This window comes from Candidatus Shikimatogenerans silvanidophilus, assembly GCF_018200315.1.
Classification (GTDB): Bacteria; Bacteroidota; Bacteroidia; order Flavobacteriales; family Blattabacteriaceae; genus Shikimatogenerans_A; species Shikimatogenerans_A silvanidophilus.
In genome coordinates, this window is the sequence record NZ_JADFUB010000004.1 from 1 (window position 1) to 18,698 (window position 18,698).

General features: G+C 18.4%; 30 protein-coding genes and 1 pseudogene. All 31 read left to right on the forward strand.

Translation table 11 applies throughout. From position 1 onward, the window contains the following. Positions 1–153: 153 nt before the first annotated feature. The gene (gene map / locus KHQ18_RS00810; RefSeq protein ID WP_212113254.1) at positions 154–930 is read left to right on the forward strand and encodes a type I methionyl aminopeptidase; all 777 of its coding nucleotides are present in this window, start codon (positions 154–156) and stop codon (positions 928–930) included. A gap of 94 nt (positions 931–1,024) precedes the next feature. Next, positions 1,025–1,453: a 30S ribosomal protein S12 gene (gene rpsL / locus KHQ18_RS00815; RefSeq protein ID WP_212113255.1), complete on the forward strand. Its 429-nt coding sequence runs from the start codon at positions 1,025–1,027 to the stop codon at positions 1,451–1,453. A gap of 5 nt (positions 1,454–1,458) precedes the next feature. After that, positions 1,459–1,950, forward strand: a complete 492-nt coding sequence (gene rpsG / locus KHQ18_RS00820; protein ID WP_212113256.1) for a 30S ribosomal protein S7 — start codon at positions 1,459–1,461, stop codon at positions 1,948–1,950. Positions 1,951–1,953: 3 nt separating this feature from the next. Continuing rightward, on the forward strand, positions 1,954–4,029 hold the full coding sequence (gene fusA, locus KHQ18_RS00825; RefSeq protein WP_212113257.1) for an elongation factor G: 2,076 nt from the start codon (positions 1,954–1,956) through the stop codon (positions 4,027–4,029). A gap of 21 nt (positions 4,030–4,050) precedes the next feature. Then, the gene (gene rpsJ, locus KHQ18_RS00830; RefSeq protein WP_212113258.1) at positions 4,051–4,389 is read left to right on the forward strand and encodes a 30S ribosomal protein S10; all 339 of its coding nucleotides are present in this window, start codon (positions 4,051–4,053) and stop codon (positions 4,387–4,389) included. A 5-nt stretch (positions 4,390–4,394) separates the two neighbouring features. After that, positions 4,395–5,021 carry a 50S ribosomal protein L3 gene (gene rplC, locus KHQ18_RS00835; protein WP_212113259.1) on the forward strand — a complete coding sequence of 209 codons (627 nt, stop codon included), beginning with the start codon at positions 4,395–4,397 and terminating at the stop codon, positions 5,019–5,021. After that, positions 5,012–5,668, forward strand: coding sequence for a 50S ribosomal protein L4 (rplD, locus tag KHQ18_RS00840; protein WP_212113260.1), 657 nt, complete (start codon positions 5,012–5,014; stop codon positions 5,666–5,668). The genes rplC and rplD overlap by 10 nt, the downstream gene beginning before the upstream one ends. Next, positions 5,665–6,015 carry a 50S ribosomal protein L23 gene (rplW, locus tag KHQ18_RS00845; protein ID WP_212113261.1) on the forward strand — a complete coding sequence of 117 codons (351 nt, stop codon included), beginning with the start codon at positions 5,665–5,667 and terminating at the stop codon, positions 6,013–6,015. Before rplD ends, rplW begins: the two co-directional genes overlap by 4 nt. Beyond that, entirely contained in the window at positions 6,005–6,850 is an 846-nt protein-coding gene (gene rplB, locus KHQ18_RS00850; protein WP_212113262.1) for a 50S ribosomal protein L2, read from the forward strand. Before rplW ends, rplB begins: the two co-directional genes overlap by 11 nt. Before the next feature lie 8 nt (positions 6,851–6,858). Beyond that, positions 6,859–7,161 carry a 30S ribosomal protein S19 gene (gene rpsS, locus KHQ18_RS00855; RefSeq protein ID WP_212113263.1) on the forward strand — a complete coding sequence of 101 codons (303 nt, stop codon included), beginning with the start codon at positions 6,859–6,861 and terminating at the stop codon, positions 7,159–7,161. A gap of 6 nt (positions 7,162–7,167) precedes the next feature. Next, positions 7,168–7,566 (forward strand): large ribosomal subunit protein uL22, encoded by a 399-nt coding sequence (locus KHQ18_RS00860; RefSeq protein ID WP_212113264.1) that lies wholly within the window; start codon positions 7,168–7,170, stop codon positions 7,564–7,566. Between the two features lie 5 nt (positions 7,567–7,571). Continuing rightward, positions 7,572–8,324, forward strand: coding sequence for a 30S ribosomal protein S3 (gene rpsC, locus KHQ18_RS00865; protein WP_212113265.1), 753 nt, complete (start codon positions 7,572–7,574; stop codon positions 8,322–8,324). Beyond that, a complete protein-coding gene (gene rplP / locus KHQ18_RS00870; RefSeq protein ID WP_212113266.1) occupies positions 8,302–8,712 on the forward strand; it encodes a 50S ribosomal protein L16 in 411 nt (136 codons plus the stop codon). The genes rpsC and rplP overlap by 23 nt, the downstream gene beginning before the upstream one ends. Further along, the gene (locus tag KHQ18_RS00875) at positions 8,702–9,178 is read left to right on the forward strand and encodes a hypothetical protein (RefSeq protein ID WP_212113267.1); all 477 of its coding nucleotides are present in this window, start codon (positions 8,702–8,704) and stop codon (positions 9,176–9,178) included. Before rplP ends, KHQ18_RS00875 begins: the two co-directional genes overlap by 11 nt. 260 nt (positions 9,179–9,438) lie before the next feature. Next, positions 9,439–9,684, forward strand: coding sequence for a 30S ribosomal protein S17 (gene rpsQ / locus KHQ18_RS00880; RefSeq protein ID WP_212113268.1), 246 nt, complete (start codon positions 9,439–9,441; stop codon positions 9,682–9,684). Between the two features lie 13 nt (positions 9,685–9,697). Next, positions 9,698–10,066: a 50S ribosomal protein L14 gene (rplN, locus tag KHQ18_RS00885; RefSeq protein WP_212113269.1), complete on the forward strand. Its 369-nt coding sequence runs from the start codon at positions 9,698–9,700 to the stop codon at positions 10,064–10,066. 230 nt (positions 10,067–10,296) lie between these two features. Further along, on the forward strand, positions 10,297–10,641 hold the full coding sequence (gene rplX, locus KHQ18_RS00890; protein ID WP_212113270.1) for a 50S ribosomal protein L24: 345 nt from the start codon (positions 10,297–10,299) through the stop codon (positions 10,639–10,641). Between the two features lie 7 nt (positions 10,642–10,648). Continuing rightward, positions 10,649–11,221, forward strand: a complete 573-nt coding sequence (gene rplE, locus KHQ18_RS00895; RefSeq protein ID WP_212113271.1) for a 50S ribosomal protein L5 — start codon at positions 10,649–10,651, stop codon at positions 11,219–11,221. Further along, complete coding sequence (gene rpsN, locus KHQ18_RS00900) at positions 11,202–11,471, forward strand: 30S ribosomal protein S14 (RefSeq protein WP_212113272.1); 270 nt, start codon at positions 11,202–11,204, stop codon at positions 11,469–11,471. The genes rplE and rpsN overlap by 20 nt, the downstream gene beginning before the upstream one ends. A gap of 24 nt (positions 11,472–11,495) precedes the next feature. Next, positions 11,496–11,906, forward strand: a complete 411-nt coding sequence (rpsH, locus tag KHQ18_RS00905; protein WP_212113273.1) for a 30S ribosomal protein S8 — start codon at positions 11,496–11,498, stop codon at positions 11,904–11,906. Positions 11,907–11,960: 54 nt separating this feature from the next. After that, entirely contained in the window at positions 11,961–12,542 is a 582-nt protein-coding gene (gene rplF / locus KHQ18_RS00910; protein WP_212113274.1) for a 50S ribosomal protein L6, read from the forward strand. A gap of 13 nt (positions 12,543–12,555) precedes the next feature. Further along, positions 12,556–12,945: a 50S ribosomal protein L18 gene (rplR, locus tag KHQ18_RS00915; RefSeq protein ID WP_212113275.1), complete on the forward strand. Its 390-nt coding sequence runs from the start codon at positions 12,556–12,558 to the stop codon at positions 12,943–12,945. A gap of 63 nt (positions 12,946–13,008) precedes the next feature. After that, positions 13,009–13,527 (forward strand): 30S ribosomal protein S5, encoded by a 519-nt coding sequence (gene rpsE, locus KHQ18_RS00920; protein WP_212113276.1) that lies wholly within the window; start codon positions 13,009–13,011, stop codon positions 13,525–13,527. A gap of 101 nt (positions 13,528–13,628) precedes the next feature. Beyond that, positions 13,629–14,051, forward strand: a pseudogene (gene rplO / locus KHQ18_RS00925) (50S ribosomal protein L15); the annotation flags it as partial. Between the two features lie 241 nt (positions 14,052–14,292). Continuing rightward, on the forward strand, positions 14,293–15,699 hold the full coding sequence (gene secY, locus KHQ18_RS00930; protein WP_212113277.1) for a preprotein translocase subunit SecY: 1,407 nt from the start codon (positions 14,293–14,295) through the stop codon (positions 15,697–15,699). Between the two features lie 104 nt (positions 15,700–15,803). After that, entirely contained in the window at positions 15,804–16,019 is a 216-nt protein-coding gene (gene infA, locus KHQ18_RS00935; protein ID WP_212113278.1) for a translation initiation factor IF-1, read from the forward strand. A gap of 161 nt (positions 16,020–16,180) precedes the next feature. Then, entirely contained in the window at positions 16,181–16,297 is a 117-nt protein-coding gene (rpmJ, locus tag KHQ18_RS00940; RefSeq protein WP_212113279.1) for a 50S ribosomal protein L36, read from the forward strand. 13 nt (positions 16,298–16,310) lie between these two features. After that, a complete protein-coding gene (rpsM, locus tag KHQ18_RS00945; protein WP_212113280.1) occupies positions 16,311–16,691 on the forward strand; it encodes a 30S ribosomal protein S13 in 381 nt (126 codons plus the stop codon). Between the two features lie 9 nt (positions 16,692–16,700). Then, the gene (gene rpsK, locus KHQ18_RS00950; RefSeq protein WP_212113281.1) at positions 16,701–17,090 is read left to right on the forward strand and encodes a 30S ribosomal protein S11; all 390 of its coding nucleotides are present in this window, start codon (positions 16,701–16,703) and stop codon (positions 17,088–17,090) included. Between the two features lie 20 nt (positions 17,091–17,110). Continuing rightward, positions 17,111–17,710 (forward strand): 30S ribosomal protein S4, encoded by a 600-nt coding sequence (gene rpsD / locus KHQ18_RS00955; protein WP_212113282.1) that lies wholly within the window; start codon positions 17,111–17,113, stop codon positions 17,708–17,710. Between the two features lies 1 nt (position 17,711). Continuing rightward, positions 17,712–18,695, forward strand: coding sequence for a DNA-directed RNA polymerase subunit alpha (locus KHQ18_RS00960; protein WP_212113283.1), 984 nt, complete (start codon positions 17,712–17,714; stop codon positions 18,693–18,695). Positions 18,696–18,698: the final 3 nt, after the last annotated feature.

Here is an 18,698-nt window from a genome sequence, read left to right on the forward strand (position 1 = left end):
ATTATTTAATAAATAATTATTTAATAAAAATTATTTTTAATATAAAATATTTTATATAAAAAAAATAAAATAAAAATAAATAAATAAATAAAATAAATATTTTATTGAAAAATAAAATATCTATTTTGTAATTATTAATAAATTTTTATTTACATGTTTAAAAAAAAATTATTAAAAACAGAAGAAGAAATTTTTTTAATTAAAAAAAGTGCTGAATTAACTTCTAAAACTTTTGGAATTATATCTAAAGAATTAAAACCTGGAATTAATGGTATTTATTTAAATAATTTAGCAGAGGAATTTATATATGATAATGGAGGAAAACCAGCTTTTTTAGGTTTAAATAATTTTAAATATTCTTTATGTATTTCTCCTAATAATAAAGTAGTTCATTGTGTACCAGATAAAACATATTTTAAGGAGGGTGATTTAATTTCAATAGATTGTGGTGTTATAATGAATGATTTTTATAGTGATCAAGCTTATACTTTTTTTTTGGGAGATGATCCTAAAATTAATAAATTTATTCAAATAGTTAAAAATTCTTTATATATAGGAATTTCTAATTGTAAAAATGGAAATAAAATAGGTGATATAGGATTTTTTATACAAAATTATATTGAGTCAAAAGGATATAGTATTGTAAAAGAATTTGTTGGTCATGGTATAGGAAGAAAGATTCATGAAGAACCTATGATTCCTAATTATGGAAAAAAAAATACTGGAGAAACATTAAAAAATGGTATGGTATTAGCCATAGAACCAATTGTAAATATTGGAAAAAGTGATATAAATATTTATTCTGATGGATATACAGTAACTACAAAAGATAATAAAATTTCTGCTCATTTCGAAAATACTATTTGTATTGTTAATGGAAATCCAAAAATACTTTCTACTTGTAAATATATTGATAAAAAATTTATATAAATTTATTTTATAAAAAATTTTATTTTAAAAAAATTATATTATTTTTTTTAAAATTATATTATTTTTTTATTAAAATATTATAAAAATTATTAAAATGCCAACTATATCACAAATTATTAGAAAAGGAAGAAAAAATAAAAAAAGAAATAAATCGTCTATATTAGATTATTCACCTCAAAAAAGAGGTGTTTGTACTAAAGTTTATACAACAACACCTAAAAAACCAAATTCTGCTATGAGAAAAGTAGCTAGAGTAAGATTAACTAATGGTAAAGAAGTTATCTCTTATATTAGAGGAGAAGGACATAATTTACAAGAACATTCTATTGTTTTAGTTGCTGGTGGAAAAATTGCTAGAGATTTACCTGGAGTTAGATGTCATATAATTAGAGGTACAAAAGATACATTAGGTGTAAATGGAAGAAAAAATAGTAGAAGTTTATATGGAGTAAAAAAAGAAAAAAATGAAGTAAAAAAAGAAAAAAATGTAGTTAAAAAAAAAAATAAAAAATATAAAAAATAAAAAATATGAGATCTATTAAATCTAAAAAAAAAATATATTTACCTGATCCAAAATTTAAAGATTCTTTAGTTACACGTTTTGTTAATAATTTAATGAAACATGGTAAAAAAATGAAAGCATATAATATTTTTTATGATGCTATGGAAATTATAGAAAATGAAAAAAAAAAATTTAAAGATAAATCCTATGATAAATCTGCTATAGAAATATGGAAACAAGCTTTAAAAAATATTATGCCTAATGTATCAGTAAAAACTAAAAGAATAGGAGGTTCAAATGTTCCAATTCCTGTTTCTTTACAAATAAATTCTAAAATTTCTAAATCAATAAAGTTTTTAATACAAACTTCTAGAGAAAGAAAAGAAAAAACTATGTCAGAAAAACTTGCATTAGAAATTATATCAGCTTATAAAGGTGAAGGAAATTCTATAAGAAAAAAAGAAAATATTCATAAAATAGCTGAATCTAATAAAGCATTTTCCCATTTTAGATTTTAAATTATGGAAAAATTAAAATATACAAGAAATATAGGTATAGCAGCTCATATTGATGCTGGTAAAACAACAACTACAGAAAGAATTTTATTTTATACTGGAATAAATCATAAAATAGGAGAAGTTCATGATGGAGAAGCTACTATGGATTGGATGGAACAAGAGCAAGAAAGAGGAATTACTATTACTTCTGCAGCTACTAGTTGTTATTGGAAATTAAATAATAATATTTATAAAATTAATATTATTGATACGCCTGGTCATGTTGATTTTACTGTAGAAGTAGAAAGATCTCTTCGTATATTAGATGGTTTAATTATTTTATTTAGTGCTGTAGATGGAGTAGAACCTCAATCAGAAACAGTTTGGAGACAGGCAGATAAATATAATGTTCCTAGAATATGTTTTATTAATAAAATGGATAGACAAGGAGCTGATTTTTTTAATGTTTGTTCTCAAATAAAAAAAATATTTAATTCAAAAATATTAATTTTACAAATACCAATTGAATCAGATAATAATTTTAAAGGTATAGTTGATTTAATTAATAATAAAGCAATTTTTTGGAAAAAAGAAAATTTTGGATTGAAGTATAAAATAGATGAAATTCCATATAATTTAAAAAAAATTTCTGATAATTATAGAACAATGTTATTAGAAAGTCTTGTAGAAGATGATTTTTTTTTTATGGAAAAATTTTTTAATAATCCTAACTCTTTATCTTCAGATGAAATTATTTATCTTATAAGAAAAAAAACTATTAAAATGAAATTTGTTCCAGTTATATGTGGTTCTTCTTTTAAAAATAAAGGTGTACAATGTCTTTTAGATTCTATATGTAGATTTTTACCATCTCCTATTGACATAGATAATGTAACTGGAATTAATCCAGAAAATAATTTAAAAGAAATACGAAAAATTAACGAAAAAGAATATTTTTCTTCTTTATCTTTTAAAATTTTGACAGATCAATTTGTTGGTAAATTATCTTTTATTAGAGTATATTCTGGAAAATTAAAATCTGGATCATATATATTAAATACTAGAACAGGTAATAAAGAAAGAATTTCTAGAATTTATCAAATGCATGCAAATAAACAAATTCCTATTAATGAAATTAAAGCTGGAGATATAGGTGCTATAGTTGGATTTAAAAATGTTAAAACTGGAGATACATTATGTGATATAAAAAAACCAATTGTTTTAGAAAATATTTCATTTCCTGATCCAGTAATAGGTGTTTCTATAGAACCTAAATATAAATCTGATTTTGATAAAATGAGTATGTCTTTATCTAAATTATCTGAAGAAGATCCTACTTTTAAAGTTAAAATTAATAAAATTACTGGAGAAACAATTATTTCTGGAATGGGAGAACTTCATCTTGAAATTATTATTGATAGAATTAAAAGAGAATTTAACATAGAATTAAATAAAGGAATTCCACAAGTTGAATATAAAGAAATGTTAACTAAATCAGTAGAACATAGAGAAATATATAAAAAACAAACAGGAGGAAGAGGAAAATTTGCAGATATTTTATTTAATATAGGTCCTTCTAAAAAAAATAAAGGTTTAGAATTTATTAGTAAAGTAAGAAGAGGAAATATTCCAAAAGAATATATTCCATCTATAGAAAAAGGATTTTTAGAATCTATGAAAAATGGAGCTATTTACGGTTATGAAATTGAATCTATGAAAGTTATTTTAAAAGATGGATCTTATCATCCTGTAGATTCTGATCAATTATCTTTTGAAATAGCAGCAAGAATTGGTTTTAAGGAATCTTCTAAAAAAGCAAAACCAGTAATTTTAGAACCAATAATGAAAATTGAAGTTATTACTCCAGAAGAAAATATGGGTGATATTGTTGGTGATTTAAATAGAAGAAGAGCTATAATACAAGATATTTTAAATAAAAAAGGAATAAAAATTATTAAAGCAACTGTTCCTTTATCAGAAATGTTTGGATATGTTACTTCTTTAAGAACTCTTTCTTCTGGTAGAGCTATTTCTACTATGGAATTTTCTCATTATATGAAAATACCAGAACATATATATGAAAAAATTAAAAATATATAATTAATACAATTAAAAATAATTATGAAAAATAAAAAAAAGATAAAAATTCTTAAAAATAAAAAGAAAATTAGAATTAAATTAAAATCTTATGCTAATACTTTATTAGATAAATATACTAAAGAAATTGTAAAAGCAGTTAATTCTACTAATGCAATTGTTAATGGACCTATACCGTTACCTACAAAAAAAAAAATATATACTATTTTATGTTCTCCTCATGTACATAAAAAATCAAGAGATCAATATGAATTAAGAACACATGTTAGATTATTAGATGTTTATAATGCTTCTACAAAAACAATTGATGTATTAGTTGGTTTAACTTTTCCAAGTGGTATTGAGATAGAAATGAAAACTTAATAAATATGATAGGAATTATAGGTATATATATTAAAATGATTAGTTTATTTATAAACGATAGAAATATTCCATGTACTATTTTAAAATCTGGACCTTGTTATATAACGCAAATTAAAAATCTTAAAAAAGATGGTTATAAATCTATTCAAATAGGTTTTATTAAAAAAAAAAAATATAATAAACCTACTTTAGGACATTTTAAAAAATCAAAAATTTCTCCTAAAAAAATAATAAAAGAATTTAAAATTGAAAATATAGATGATTTTTATTTAGGACAAAAAATAACAGTTAATTTATTTAAAAAAGGAGAATTAGTAAAAATAACTTCTTTATCTAAAGGAAAGGGGTTTCAAGGAGTAGTAAAAAAACATGGATTTTCTGGTGTAGGGGAAAGAACTCATGGTCAACATAATCGTTTAAGAGCTCCTGGGTCAATAGGAGCAGGTTCTGATCCATCAAGAGTTTTTAAAGGAACAAAAATGGCTGGAAAAATGGGAAATAAAAATTGTACTATAAAAAATATTGAAATTATTAAAATAAATGAAGAAAAAAATTTTATTATTGTAAAAGGATCTATTCCTGGAGGAAATAGAAATAATTCATATGTAATTATTGAAAAATTATGGAAATAGAAATTTTAAATTATAAAGGTGAAAAAATAAATAAAAAATTTATTTTTAATGATAAATATTTGATTAAACCTCATAAATATTCAATTTATCTTGATATTAAAAGATGTTTATTTTCTAAAAGACATGGAAATAGTAAAACAAAAGTAAAAAAAGAAATTACTGGTAGTACTAGAAAAATACAAAAACAAAAAGGTACTGGAAATTCAAGAAAAGGAAGTATAAAAAATCCTTTATTTAGAGGAGGAGCAAGAATTTTTGGACCAGTAAAAAGAAATTATAAATTTAAATTAAATAAAAACGTTAAAAAATTATCACAATTATCTATAATTAATGAAAAATTAAAAAATAATAAAATTATAATTTTAGAAAATTTTAATATAGATAATCCTAAAACAAAAAAAATAATTAATTTAATTAAATCATTAAATAAATCAAAATCATTAAATTTTTTAAAAAAGAAAATTTTAATTGTTACTTATAATATAAATAAAAATTTATACTTATCTTGTAGAAATATACCACAAATAAATACTTTAAATTTTAAAGAAATAAATAGTTATAATCTTTTATATTATTATTATTTAATTTTTATAGAAGATTCTTTAAAATATTTTTTAAAAAAATTTGATAAAATAATAAAAAAATGATTTTAATTAAACCTTTATTAACAAATAAAACTAAAATAGAAAATTTATTAAAAAATAAATATGTTTTTTTAGCAAAAATTAATTTTAATAAAATAGAAATTAAAAAAGAAATTGAAAAATTATATAATGTAAAAGTTTTGAAAATTAATACTTGTATTTATAAAAGAAAAAAAAAAATAAAACAAAAAAATAATAAATTAATTATTGGTTTTACACAAAAATTTAAAAAAGTTTTTATAAAAATTAAAAATAATATAAATACAAATATTAATAATAATATTAATAATAATATTAATAATAATATTAATAATAATAAAAATATAAATAAAATTAATAATGCCAATTAAAAAATTTAAACCAATTCCTTATAGTAGAAGATTTAGAATAGGAAATTCTTTTAAAGAAATTACTTGTTCAAAACCTAATAAAAAATTATCTAAAGGTATAAAAAAAAATAGTGGAAGAAATAATTATGGAAAAAGAACTGTTAGACATCATGGTGGAGGACATAAAAAAAAATATAGAATTATTGATTTTAAAAGAAATAAATTTGATATTATATCTATAGTTAAATCTATAGAATATGATCCTAATAGATCTTCTTTTATTGCTCTTATTAATTTTATAGATGGAGAAAAAAGATATATTATATCTCAAAATGGATTAAAAATAGGAGATAAAATAATTTCTAGTAAAAAAAATTATATAGAAAATAAAATCGGGAATTCTATGTGTTTAAAAAATATTCCATTAGGTACTATAGTTTCTTGTGTAGAAATTAAACCTGGTTTAGGCGCATCAATTGCAAGAAGTGCAGGTTCATTTGTACAAGTTATGGCTAAAGAAAAAAATTATGTTATTATTAAATTACCTTCAGGTGAAACAAGAAGAATATTAAATAATTGTATGGCTACAATAGGTTCTATTTCAAATAATGATCATAAATTAATTAAAATGAGTAAAGCTGGACAAAATCGTTGGAAAGGAATTAGGCCAAGAACAAGGGGAGTAGCTATGAATCCAGTAGATCATCCTATGGGTGGTGGAGAAGGAAAAGCTACTGGTGGATATCCAAGAAGTAGAAAAATTATATTTTCTAAAGGTTTTAAAACAAGAAAAAAAAAAAAATTATCTAATAAATATATTATAGAATTTAGAAAAAAAAAAAAAAATAAAAAATAATTAATATTATGCCTCGTTCAATAAAAAAAGGACCATATATATTTTATAAATTAAAAAAAAAAATTCTTGAAAATAAAAGTAAAAAAGTTATTAAAACTTGGTCTAGATCTTCTATGATTATTCCAGAATTTGTTAGTCATACTATTGCTGTTCATAATGGAAGAAAACATATTCCAATTTATATAACAGAAAATATGGTAGGACATAAATTAGGAGAATTTGTTCCAACAAGAACTTTTAGAGGACATTCTGGATATAAAATGAATAAAATTAAAGTAAAAAAAAATAAAAATAAAAATAAAATTAAGTAAAAAATTATGGGATCAAGAAAAAAAAAAAAGTCTTTTATAAAAAAAGAAAAAAAAAAAAAAGAAGTTTATGTTAAATTAAAAAATTGTAATATATCTCCAAGAAAAATGAGATTAATAGCAAATATTATTAGAGGAAAAAATATAATCGATTCTTTAAATATATTAAAAAATATTAAAAGATATTCTTCTATAATTTTTGAAAAATTATTATTATCATTATTAAATAATTGGAAAATTAAAAAAAAAATTAATAATTTTGATGAAATAGAATACTCTAAATTATATATTAGAGAAATTTTAGTTAATGAATCATATTCTTTAAAAAGATTACTTACTGCTCCACAAGGTAGAGGAAATCAAATAAAAAAAAGATTTAGTAATATTAAAATTAAGATTGATTTATAAAAATTATGGGAAAAAAAACAAATCCAATTTCTAATCGTTTAGGAGTAATATTTGAGTGGCAATCTATTTGGTATGGAGATTATGCTAAAAGAATTGCAGAAGATTATAAAATAAGAAAATATATATATTCTATATATTTTAATTATTATGTAATATCAAGAATATATATTGAAAGAACTTTAAGGTTTATAACAATTATTATTACAACCTCTAGACCTGCTTTATTAATAGGAAAAAAAGGAGATGAATTAGAAAAATTAAAAAATGGTATTAGAAAAATTATTCATAAAGATATAAAAGATATAAAAATAAATATTTTTGAAATTAAAAAACCTTTTATAGATTCTCCTTTAGTAGCAAAAAATTTAGTAAAACAACTTAAAACTAAAATGTCATATAAAAAATCTATTAAGAAAGCTCTTTATTATGCTATGAAATATAATGTTAATGGAATTAAAATACAAATATCTGGAAGATTAAATGGTTCAGAAATGTCAAGAACAGAATCTTATAAGGAAGGAAGTATTTCTTTATCTACTTTTCGTGGTAATATAGATTATTATTTTACAGAAACTACTACTAATTATGGAAGAGTAGGAATTAAAGTTTGGATAAAAAAAGGAGAAATATATAATAAAAATAAAGAATTAATTACTATATCTAAATACGATCATTTTATAAAAGGAAAAGTAAAAGGAAAAAGAAAATTTATAAAATATTATAATAAAAATAAATATGTTAAAACCAAAAAAAACTAAATTTTCAAAAAAACAAAAAGGTAGAATGAAAGGAAATTCTAAAAGAGGAAATAGATTGTTTTTTGGTTCTTTTGGTATTAAATCTTTGGAAAGTGCTTGGTTAACAGATAGACAAATAGAATCAGCACGTATTGCTGCTACAAGATTTATTAAAAGAGATGGAAAAATTTGGATAAAAGTATTTCCTGATAAACCTGCTACTAAAAAACCTCAAGAAGTAAGAATGGGTAAAGGAAAAGGAAATGTTGAATATTGGGTCGCAATTATTAAACCTGGAAGAATTTTATTTGAAATAGATGGTGTATCTATGAAAATAGCAAAAGAAGCTTTACGTTTAGCATCTAGTAAATTACCAATAAAAACAAAATTTATTTATAATGAATTTTAAAAAAGAAAAAAATAAAGAAGAAGAAAAAAATAAAGAAGAAGAAAAAAATAAAGAAGAAGAAAAAAATAAAGAAGAAGAAAAAAATAAAGAAGAAGAAAAAAATAAAGAAGAAGAAAAAAATAAAGAAGAAGAAAAAAATGATAATAAAAATTACAAAAAAGATAAAATAAATAATATACTATATAATAATAAATTTAATAATATACTATATAATAAATTATATAAAATAAATTTTTTAAAAATAGAAAAAATAAATTTAGATGAATTTAATATAGATAAATTATCTAAATCTAATTTAGATATAAAAAAAATTAGAAAAAAAATTTCTTTTTTAAAAGAATATTATAAAAAAATAAGTATTAATAATAAAATACAAGTATTAAAAAATCCAATAAAAATTAAAATAATTAGAAAATTAATAGCAAAATTTAAAACTTTTAATAAAAAATTAAAAAATAATAAATAATAAAAATTTTAATAATATTTTAATATTAATAAAAAAATAATTTTTAATTATATAAAAATAATTTTTATTTTTAATTATATATAATAATATAATTATAAATTTTAATTATAAATTTTAATAATTAAATAATAATAAAATAATTAAATTAAATAATAATTATTTTATAATTAATATATAATATAATAATAATTAATAATAAATAATAATTAATAATATAATAATTAATAATAATTAATAATAATTAAAAAATATTAATTAATATGAAAAAAAAAAAATCAAGAATTGGTGTAGTTATTAGTAATAAAATGAATAAAACAATAGTTGTAGAACAAAATAAAATTTTTAAACATCCTCGTTATGAAAAATCTTTTTTAATAAAAAAAAAATATTTTGTTCATGATGAAAAAAATATTTCTAATATAGGTGATATAGTACGATTTGTTGAAGTTAGACCAATAAGTAAAAAAAAATATTGTAAATTAATAAAAATAGAAAATATAAAATAAAAATTAATTTATTATGTTACAACAAGAATCTGTAATAAAAGTAGCAGATAATACTGGTGCTAAAAAAGCTATGATTATTAGAGTTTTAGGAGGAACTGGAAAAAAATATGCTAGTTTAGGAGATAAAGTTGTAGTTTCTATTAAAAATTCTATACCAGGAGGAACTATAAAAAAAGGACAAACATCTAAAGCTGTTATTATAAGAACAAAAAAAAAAATTAAAAGAAAAGATGGTTCTTATATAGGTTTTGATGATAATGCATGTATACTTATTAATGATAATGGAGATATTAAAGGAACTAGAGTTTTTGGTCCTATTTCTAGAGAAATAAAAGAAGAAAATTATACTAAAATAGTTTCATTGGCAAAAGAAGTAATTTAAATTAAATATTAATTTATAAATATTAATAAATATTCATTTAATTAATTTATTTATAATTATTTAAATATTTATTATATTCATTTATATACAAATTTATTTAATAAATAAATTTTTATTATATACATATAATTTTTTTACATTTACATTATATTTTACATTTACATTATATTTATTATATATACATTATTTATATACATTTATATACATACATTATTAATTAATTTAATTATATGATAAAGATTAAAAATGGAGATAAAGTTATTATTTTATCTGGTAATGATAAAAATAAAATAGGAAGAGTTATAAAAATTTTACCAAAAAAAAATAAAGTTTTAGTTAAAGGAATTAATTTAGTAAAAAAGAGTATTAAATTAAAAGATAATAAAAAATATAAATTATATAATAATAATATAAAAAAAAATGAATCAGGTTTTTTAACTAAAGAAATGTTTATTAATTTATCTAAAGTATCTAAATTAGATAATAATAATATTCCTGTAAAAGTTAGTTTTTTTATAAAAAAAAAAAAAAAAATTAGAATTTATAAAAAAAAATTAAAATATATAAATAAATAAATAAATAATGAAATATAGTCCTAGACTTAAAATTTTATATAAAGAAAAAATAATTTTTTTTTTTAAAAAAAAATTTAATTATAAAAATATAATGCAAGTTCCTAAATTAGAAAAAATTGTAATTAATCAAGGTCTTGGAATTGCTGTTAAAAATAAAAAAATTATAGATTATGCTATTAAAGAAATAACTAGTATTTCAGGACAATTAGCTGTTCCATGTTATTCTAAAAAAGATGAAGCTGGATTTAATTTACGAAAAAAAATTCCTATCGGATGTAAAGTAACTCTAAGAAGAGATAAAATGTATGAATTTTTAGATAGACTAATTACTATTTCTTTACCAAGAGTAAGAGATTTTAATGGAATTAAAGAAAATGGATTTGATGGTAGAGGAAATTATAATTTAGGTATTAAAGAACAAATTATATTTCCAGAAATAAATATTGATAAAGTAAAAATAATAACTGGAATGAATATCAGTTTTATAACTAATACTGATAAAGATGAATTATCTAAATTATTATTAATTAAATTTGGTTTACCTTTTAAAAAAAAACAAAATGGCAAAAGAATCAGTTAAAGCTAGACAAATTAAAAGAGAAAAATTAGTAAAAAAATATTTAAAAAAAAGAATGCTTTTAAAAAAAAAAAAAGATTATGAAGGCTTACAAAAATTACCAAAAAATTCTTGTCCAGTAAGATTAAGAAATAGATGTTTCTTAACTGGAAGAGCAAGAGGTTTCATTAGATTTTATGGAATATCTCGTATTAAATTTAGAGAACTTGCTTCAAAAGGATATATTCCTGGAGTAAAAAAATCTAGTTGGTAGGTAAATAAAAAATAATTTATTTTTATGTATACAGATACAATATCAGATTATTTAACTAGAATAAGAAATTCATTATTTGTAGGAAAATATTATGTAGATATTCCTTATTCAAAAATAAAAAAAGAAATTACAAAAATTTTATATGAAGAAGGATATATTTTAAATTATAAATTACATAATAATAATAATAATAATAATAATATTATTATTAAAATTATGTTAAAATATAATGATGAAAAATGTCATTCTCCTGTTATAAAATGTTTAAAAAGAATTAGTAAACCTGGATTAAGAAAATATTGTAATGTTAAAAATATTCCTAGAGTATTAAATGGTTTAGGAATATCAATAATTTCTACTTCTAAAGGGTTAATGACTGGAAAAAAAGCTAAAAATAATAATTTAGGTGGAGAAATTTTATGTTATATTTATTAATAATTATTATTAATAAATAATAATATAAAATATAATATAAATTATATAAATTATATGTCTAGAATAGGAAAAAAACCAATATTTATTCCTGAAAATGTTTTTTATTATATAAAAATATATAAAAAAAATGACAATTTACTTATTGTAAATGGCCCAATGGGAAAATTAAAAGAATTTATACCAAAAAATATTTCTTTAAAAAAAGAAAAAAATAAAATTTTTGTCAATTATTCTTATAATAATATTATAAATAAAAAAAAAAATAAATCTATTCATGGTCTTTACAGAATGATAATTTATAATATGATTATTGGAGTTAATAAAAAATTTGAAAAAAAATTGGAATTAGTTGGAATAGGTTATAGAGCTTCTTTTAATGATAATAATAGAATATTAGAATTACATTTAGGATATTCTCATAGTATTATGATTCAATGTCCAAATGAAATTGATTTAAAAATTAATTTAGAAAAAGGAAAAAATACAATTATTATTTTAAAATCTTGTGATAAACAACTTTTAGGTTTTTTTTGTTCTAAAATTCGTTCTTTTAGACTTCCAGAACCGTATAAAGGAAAAGGAATTAAATATTTTAATGAAATTCTTATAAGAAAAACAGGAAAATCTACTAAATAACTAAATTTAAAATATGAAAATAAAAAAATCTATTATTAAAAATAATAAAAGAAAAAAAATAAAAAATAGAATTAGAAAAAAAATTTTTGGAACGTCAGAAAGACCAAGAATTTCAGTTTTTAGAAGCAATAAAGAAATATATGCTCAAATTATTAACGATATTAGTGGAATTACATTGTTATCAGCATCTTCTAAAGATAAAGAAATAAAAGAATTTATTAAAAATAATAAAAATAATAAAAATAATAAAAAAATTATTTCGTATGAAGTTGGAAAATTATTAGCTAATAAAGCTAATAAAATTGGAATAAAAAAAGTAATTTTTGATAGAAATGGTTATTTATATCATGGAAGAGTAAAATATCTATCAGAAGGATTAAGAAAATTAGGTTTAATTTTTTAAATAAATTTTTAATATATTTAATTATTATTTTTAATATATTTAATTATTAAAAATTTTAAAATAATGAATTTTTTTATAAAAAAAAAAGTTAAAAAAGGTATAAAAGATTTAAAAGAAAAACTTTTATTTGTAAAAAGAGTATGTAAAGTAACTAAAGGAAGGAGATATTTTAGTTTTAATTCAATTGTTCTTAAAGGAAATTATAATGGTACTATTGGTTTTGGATTTGGAAAAGCAAAAGAAGCTTTAGATGCTATTCATAAAGCAGGATCTGATGCAACAAAAAATTTAATTAATATTCCAATTATTAATGACACAATTCCTCATGAACAAACTGCTAAATTTAAGGGAACATATGTTTCTATTTTTCCAGCTACAAAAGGAACTGGAATTATTTCTTGTTGGGTTATAAGAGTTATTTTAGAAATAGCTGGTATAAAAAATATTTTATCAAAAGTTATAGGATCTTATAATTCTAAGAATATAACAAGAGCTACAATGAAAGCTTTATCAAATTTAAGAAGTATTGATATGATATTAAAACAAAGAGGTATTACTTTAAAAAAATTATTTAATGGATAAAAAAATATTATATATAATTACATAAATTTTTTAATTAAATAAATTTTTTATAATATGATAAAATTAAATAAATTAAATAATTTTTTAAAAAAAAAAAAAAAAAAAGAATAGGTAGAGGTCAAGGATCTGGAAAAGGAGGAACATCTACTAGAGGTCATAAAGGAGCTAAATCTAGATCTGGAAATGTTAAAAAAATTGGTTTTGAAGGAGGTCAATTACCTTTACAAAGATCTATACCTAAAATAGGTTTTACTAATATTAAAAAAAAAAAAATTATTTCTATTAATTTAGGATTTTTACAAAAAATTATTAAAAGAAATAAAAATGAAAATATAGAAATAATTGATAGGAAATTTTATTTAGAAAATAATATAATAAGAAATAAAAATAGAAATAAAAATATTTTTGTTAAAATTTTAAATAAAGGATTTTTTAATTTAAAATTAAAAATTTTTGCTAATAAATTTAGCAAAAATTCTATTATTACTATTAAAAAATTTGGTGGAGAATCTATTTTACTATAATATAAAAAAATAAAATTAATTATTATTAATTATTATTAATTATTATAATTATTAATTAATATTAATAATAATATAATATAAATTATTATAAATTATTATAAATTATTATAAATTATTAATTAATATTAATAATAATTTTAATAAATAATATATAATATTATATATCAATGAATGCATAGTATATAATATCATCATGCATAGCATTTATCAATCAATAATATAAATACACCTTTTAAAATAGATGAAATACATTTTTAATTTTTTTATTAAAAAATTTTTAAATTTTAAAAATAAAAATATTTTTAAAATTTTAAAAAAATTAATTAAAAAAAATATATTAAAAATTTATTATATTTGGAATATTAAAGAGTTACGTATAAGAATTTTTAATACTTTATTTTATTTAATAATTTATAGATTTTCTACTTTTATACCATTACCTGGTATAAAAAATAAAGATTTAAATAAATATATTTTAATAAATCATCCAAATTTTAATGGAATGATTCAAATTTTTTATTCTTTTACTGGTGGATGTTTTTTAAAATATTCTATTCTTTCATTAGGCCTTATGCCTTATATTTCTTCATCTATAATGATACAATTATTATCATATCTAATTCCTTATTTACAAAAATTACAAAAAGAAGGAGATAGTGGTAATAATCAAATAATTAAATTAACTAGATTATTAACTTTATTAATTTCTTTTATACAAAGTTATTTTTATATTTTTATTTTAAAAAATAACCTATTACCAATATTAATTCAGGATAAAAATCCTTATATTTTTAATATTAAAAATATATATTTTAAAACATATTTTTATTTATTATCAACAATTTTATTAGTAACAGGAACTATATTTACTATGTGGTTAGGAGAAATGATAAGTAATAAAGGTATAGGAAATGGTATTTCTCTAATTATTATGATAGGTATAATTGTTAATTTTCCTAATTCTTTTATAAATGAAATATATTATAAAAAAAAAAAATTTACTTTATTTTTAGAAATTATATTATTTATAATAATTATATCTTTTAGTATTGCTATTTTTAATTTAGTTAAAAAAATTCCTATAATTTATGTAAAAAATAGTTTATTATTAAAAAAAAAAAAAATAAAGTATATATATAATTATTTTTCAATTAAAGTTCTTCATTCTGGTGTATTACCAATTATATTTTCACAATCAATGATGTTTTTTCCTATAATTTATTTATACATAAATAAAAAAATGAATTTAATAGGAACAAATTGGTATGTTTTTTTTTATAATTTATCATTTTTTTTATTTATTATTATTTTTACTTATTTTTATAATAATATTAATCTGCAGGAAAGTAATATTTCTGAAAATTTAAAAAAAAATTATTCATATATACCTGAAGTAGCTCCTGGTAAACAAACAGAAGAATATTTATCAAAAATTTTAAAAAAAATTACTATACCTGGTTCAATATTATTAGGTTTGTTATCGTTATTTCCTAATTTATCTAGATTAATAGGAATTACAGAAAATTTTTCTTTATTTTATGGTGGATCTTCTTTATTAATAACAATTGGAGTGTTAATCGATTTATTACAAATAATAGAAACTTTTATATTAAATTCTTATTATGATAAAATAGTAATTAAATATTAATTTTTTTTAAAATATTAATTTAATATTAATTTAATATTAATTAATAATTTTATAATTTAAAATTATAAATTTATAATTAATGATAAATTATACTAAATATTATTATGCCTAAAGAAAAAAGTTTAGAAGCAGATGGTGTTATTATTGAACAATTACCTAATGCTGTATTTCGTGTTAAATTAGATAATGGTTATCTTATTAAAGCTTATATAGGTGGTAAAATGAAACTTAATTATATAAAATTATTAAAAGGAGATAGAGTTAAATTAGAAATGTCTCATTATGATTTAACAATAGCAAGAATTATTTATAGATATTAACATAAATAAATAAATAAATAATTTAATACAATAATAAATAATTTAATTATATTTATAACAATTATTATATAATTATAACAATTATTATATATTTATTATTATATATATTTATAAAATAAATAAAATAATAAAAAATAATAATTAAATTAATAATTAAATTTATGAAAGTAAAAACATCCATAAAAAAAAGAAGTATTAATTGTCAATTTGTTAGAAGAAAAGGAAAACTTTTTATTATAAATAAAAAAAATCCTAGATTTAAACAAAAACAAGGTTAAAAATTTTTAAATTATGTCTAGAATTTTAGGTGTTTATTTACCAAAAAATAAAAGAGGAATTATAGGATTGACTTATATATATGGTATAGGAAAAAAAACATCAAAAAATATTTTAAATAAAGTTAATATTAATGAAAATATTAAAATAAAAGATTGGAAAGATGAAGAATTTAATAAAATTAGAAATTTTATTTCTAAAAATATTAAAGTAGAAGGTGAACTACGTTCAGAAATTAAAATGAATATTAAAAGGTTAAAAGATATTGGATGTTATAGAGGTATTAGACATAAATTAAATCTTCCTTTAAGAGGACAAAGAACTAAAAATAATTGTAGAACAAGAAAAGGAAAGAAAAAAACAGTTGCTAATAAAAAAAAAGTAACAAAAAAGTAACAAAATAATATGGTGAAAAAAAAAATTTTTAAAAAAAATAAAAAAAAATTAGTTGATCCTGTAGGAGAAGCTCATATACATTCTTCTTTTAATAATATTATTATTACATTAACTAATAAAAATGGTGATGTTATAGCCTGGTCTTCAGCTGGTAAAATAGGATTTAAAGGATCAAAAAAAAATACACCATATGCAGCACAAATTACTGCAGAAACAATTGCAAAAGAAGGATTAAGTTTAGGTTTAAAAAAAATAGAAGTTAGTGTAAAAGGACCAGGATTGGGTAGAGATGCAGCTATAAGAGCATTACATAATTCTGGAATGCAAATAACTATGATTAAAGATATTACTCCTTTACCACATAATGGGTGTAGACCTCATAAAAAAAGAAGAGTTTAATTAAAATAAAATTATTTATTATGTCAGCAAGATATATAGGTCCAAAAAGAAAAATAGATATAAAATTTGGAAATATTTTTTTTAAAAAAAAAACATTTAAAAAAAAATATAAACCTGTACGACCTCGTAAAAACTATAAAAAAAAACCATCTGTATTTATTTTTCAATTATTTGAAAAACAAAAAGTAAAATTTATATATGGAATATTGGAAAAACAATTTTTAAAAATGTTTCATGATGTTTATAAAAAAAAAGGAATAACTGGAGAATTGTTAATTCAAAGATGTGAATCTCGTCTTGATAACGTTGTTTATAGATTAAAAATAGCTCTTACTAGACCTTTTGCAAGACAATTAGTTGCACATAAACATATTACAGTAAATGGTAAAGTAATTAATATTCCTTCTTATATTATAAAACCTGGAGATATAATATCTATGAAAAAAAAAAATAAAGAATTTGTTAAAAATCTTTTATCTTCAAAAAAAGATGATCTTCAAGATTGGTTAATATGGGATAAAGAAAAACAAAATGGAATTTTTCAATATATTCCTAAAAGATCTCAAATCCCTGAAAAAATAAAAGAAAATTTAATTGTTGAATTATTGCATTCTAAATAATATGAAAGAAGATATTATTATTACTCCTCCATATATAAAAGTTATTAATAATACAAATTTTATAGGATCTTTTAAAATAGAACCTTTAGAAATTGGATTTGGAGTTACTATAGGAAATTCTATTAGAAGAGTTCTTTTATCTTCTTTAACTGGATATGCTATTACTTATATAAAAATAGAAAATATTAATCATGAATTTTCAAGTATTGATGGTATTGTAGAAGATGTTACTGAAATTATTTTAAATTTTAAAAAAATTAGAATAAAAAATACTATAAAAGGAGTAGATAAAGAATTAGTTAATGCTAGTATAAAAGAAAGTGGTATAATTACTGCTGAAAAATTAAATAATTTTATTACTTATTTTAAAATAGTTAATAAAGATTTAATTTTATTTAATAAAAATAATGATAAAAAAATTAATTTTTCTTTTTTTATAGAAAAAGGAAAAGGATATGTTCAATCTGAAAAACACAAAAAAGAAGAAAATTTATTAGGTAATATTTATATTGATTCAATATATACTCCTATTATAAATGTTAAATATAAAATAGAACAAAAAGATAAATTAGAAAATGAAAATAATGATTTTGAAAAATTATTAATTGATATTAAAACAGATGGAACAATTAATCCTAAAAAAGCTTTGTTTAAATCTTGTAAAATTTTACTTGATTATTTATCATTTATTATATCTAAAAAATCATATAATAAATTAATAAAAAATAAAAATTATGATAAAAAAAATGATAAATTTTTAAAAATAAAAAAAATTTTAAAAACAAAATTATCAGATTATGAAAATTTATCAAAAAGAACATTAAATTGTTTAGAAGCTTCTAATATAAAAACTTGGGGAGAGCTAATTTTATTAGATAAAGAAACTGTACTAAGTATGAAAAATTTTGGAAAAAAATCTTTAACAGAATTAGAAAAAGAAATGAAAAATTTAAATATTTCTTTTAAAATGAAAAAACCTAATTAATTT

Excerpts from the sequence above, each read along its gene's own strand:
- rplX (WP_212113270.1), top strand. The coding sequence starts at position 10,297 with ATGATAAAGATTAAAAATGGAGATAAAGTTATTATTTTATCTGGTAAT.
- rpsH (WP_212113273.1), top strand. The coding sequence starts at position 11,496 with ATGTATACAGATACAATATCAGATTATTTAACTAGAATAAGAAATTCA.
- rpsJ (WP_212113258.1), top strand. The coding sequence starts at position 4,051 with ATGAAAAATAAAAAAAAGATAAAAATTCTTAAAAATAAAAAGAAAATT.
- infA (WP_212113278.1), top strand. The coding sequence starts at position 15,804 with ATGCCTAAAGAAAAAAGTTTAGAAGCAGATGGTGTTATTATTGAACAA.
- rplR (WP_212113275.1), top strand. The coding sequence starts at position 12,556 with ATGAAAATAAAAAAATCTATTATTAAAAATAATAAAAGAAAAAAAATA.
- rpmJ (WP_212113279.1), top strand. The coding sequence starts at position 16,181 with ATGAAAGTAAAAACATCCATAAAAAAAAGAAGTATTAATTGTCAATTT.
- rplE (WP_212113271.1), top strand. The coding sequence starts at position 10,649 with ATGAAATATAGTCCTAGACTTAAAATTTTATATAAAGAAAAAATAATT.
- fusA (WP_212113257.1), top strand. The coding sequence starts at position 1,954 with ATGGAAAAATTAAAATATACAAGAAATATAGGTATAGCAGCTCATATT.
- rpsE (WP_212113276.1), top strand. The coding sequence starts at position 13,009 with ATGAATTTTTTTATAAAAAAAAAAGTTAAAAAAGGTATAAAAGATTTA.
- map (WP_212113254.1), top strand. The coding sequence starts at position 154 with ATGTTTAAAAAAAAATTATTAAAAACAGAAGAAGAAATTTTTTTAATT.
- secY (WP_212113277.1), top strand. The coding sequence starts at position 14,293 with ATGAAATACATTTTTAATTTTTTTATTAAAAAATTTTTAAATTTTAAA.
- rpsL (WP_212113255.1), top strand. The coding sequence starts at position 1,025 with ATGCCAACTATATCACAAATTATTAGAAAAGGAAGAAAAAATAAAAAA.
- rplN (WP_212113269.1), top strand. The coding sequence starts at position 9,698 with ATGTTACAACAAGAATCTGTAATAAAAGTAGCAGATAATACTGGTGCT.
- rplB (WP_212113262.1), top strand. The coding sequence starts at position 6,005 with ATGCCAATTAAAAAATTTAAACCAATTCCTTATAGTAGAAGATTTAGA.
- rplP (WP_212113266.1), top strand. The coding sequence starts at position 8,302 with ATGTTAAAACCAAAAAAAACTAAATTTTCAAAAAAACAAAAAGGTAGA.
- rplC (WP_212113259.1), top strand. The coding sequence starts at position 4,395 with ATGATAGGAATTATAGGTATATATATTAAAATGATTAGTTTATTTATA.
- rpsQ (WP_212113268.1), top strand. The coding sequence starts at position 9,439 with ATGAAAAAAAAAAAATCAAGAATTGGTGTAGTTATTAGTAATAAAATG.
- KHQ18_RS00960 (WP_212113283.1), top strand. The coding sequence starts at position 17,712 with ATGAAAGAAGATATTATTATTACTCCTCCATATATAAAAGTTATTAAT.
- rpsC (WP_212113265.1), top strand. The coding sequence starts at position 7,572 with ATGGGAAAAAAAACAAATCCAATTTCTAATCGTTTAGGAGTAATATTT.
- KHQ18_RS00875 (WP_212113267.1), top strand. The coding sequence starts at position 8,702 with ATGAATTTTAAAAAAGAAAAAAATAAAGAAGAAGAAAAAAATAAAGAA.
- rpsS (WP_212113263.1), top strand. The coding sequence starts at position 6,859 with ATGCCTCGTTCAATAAAAAAAGGACCATATATATTTTATAAATTAAAA.
- rpsD (WP_212113282.1), top strand. The coding sequence starts at position 17,111 with ATGTCAGCAAGATATATAGGTCCAAAAAGAAAAATAGATATAAAATTT.
- rpsG (WP_212113256.1), top strand. The coding sequence starts at position 1,459 with ATGAGATCTATTAAATCTAAAAAAAAAATATATTTACCTGATCCAAAA.
- rplW (WP_212113261.1), top strand. The coding sequence starts at position 5,665 with ATGATTTTAATTAAACCTTTATTAACAAATAAAACTAAAATAGAAAAT.
- rpsN (WP_212113272.1), top strand. The coding sequence starts at position 11,202 with ATGGCAAAAGAATCAGTTAAAGCTAGACAAATTAAAAGAGAAAAATTA.
- rplF (WP_212113274.1), top strand. The coding sequence starts at position 11,961 with ATGTCTAGAATAGGAAAAAAACCAATATTTATTCCTGAAAATGTTTTT.
- rpsK (WP_212113281.1), top strand. The coding sequence starts at position 16,701 with ATGGTGAAAAAAAAAATTTTTAAAAAAAATAAAAAAAAATTAGTTGAT.
- rplD (WP_212113260.1), top strand. The coding sequence starts at position 5,012 with ATGGAAATAGAAATTTTAAATTATAAAGGTGAAAAAATAAATAAAAAA.
- KHQ18_RS00860 (WP_212113264.1), top strand. The coding sequence starts at position 7,168 with ATGGGATCAAGAAAAAAAAAAAAGTCTTTTATAAAAAAAGAAAAAAAA.
- rpsM (WP_212113280.1), top strand. The coding sequence starts at position 16,311 with ATGTCTAGAATTTTAGGTGTTTATTTACCAAAAAATAAAAGAGGAATT.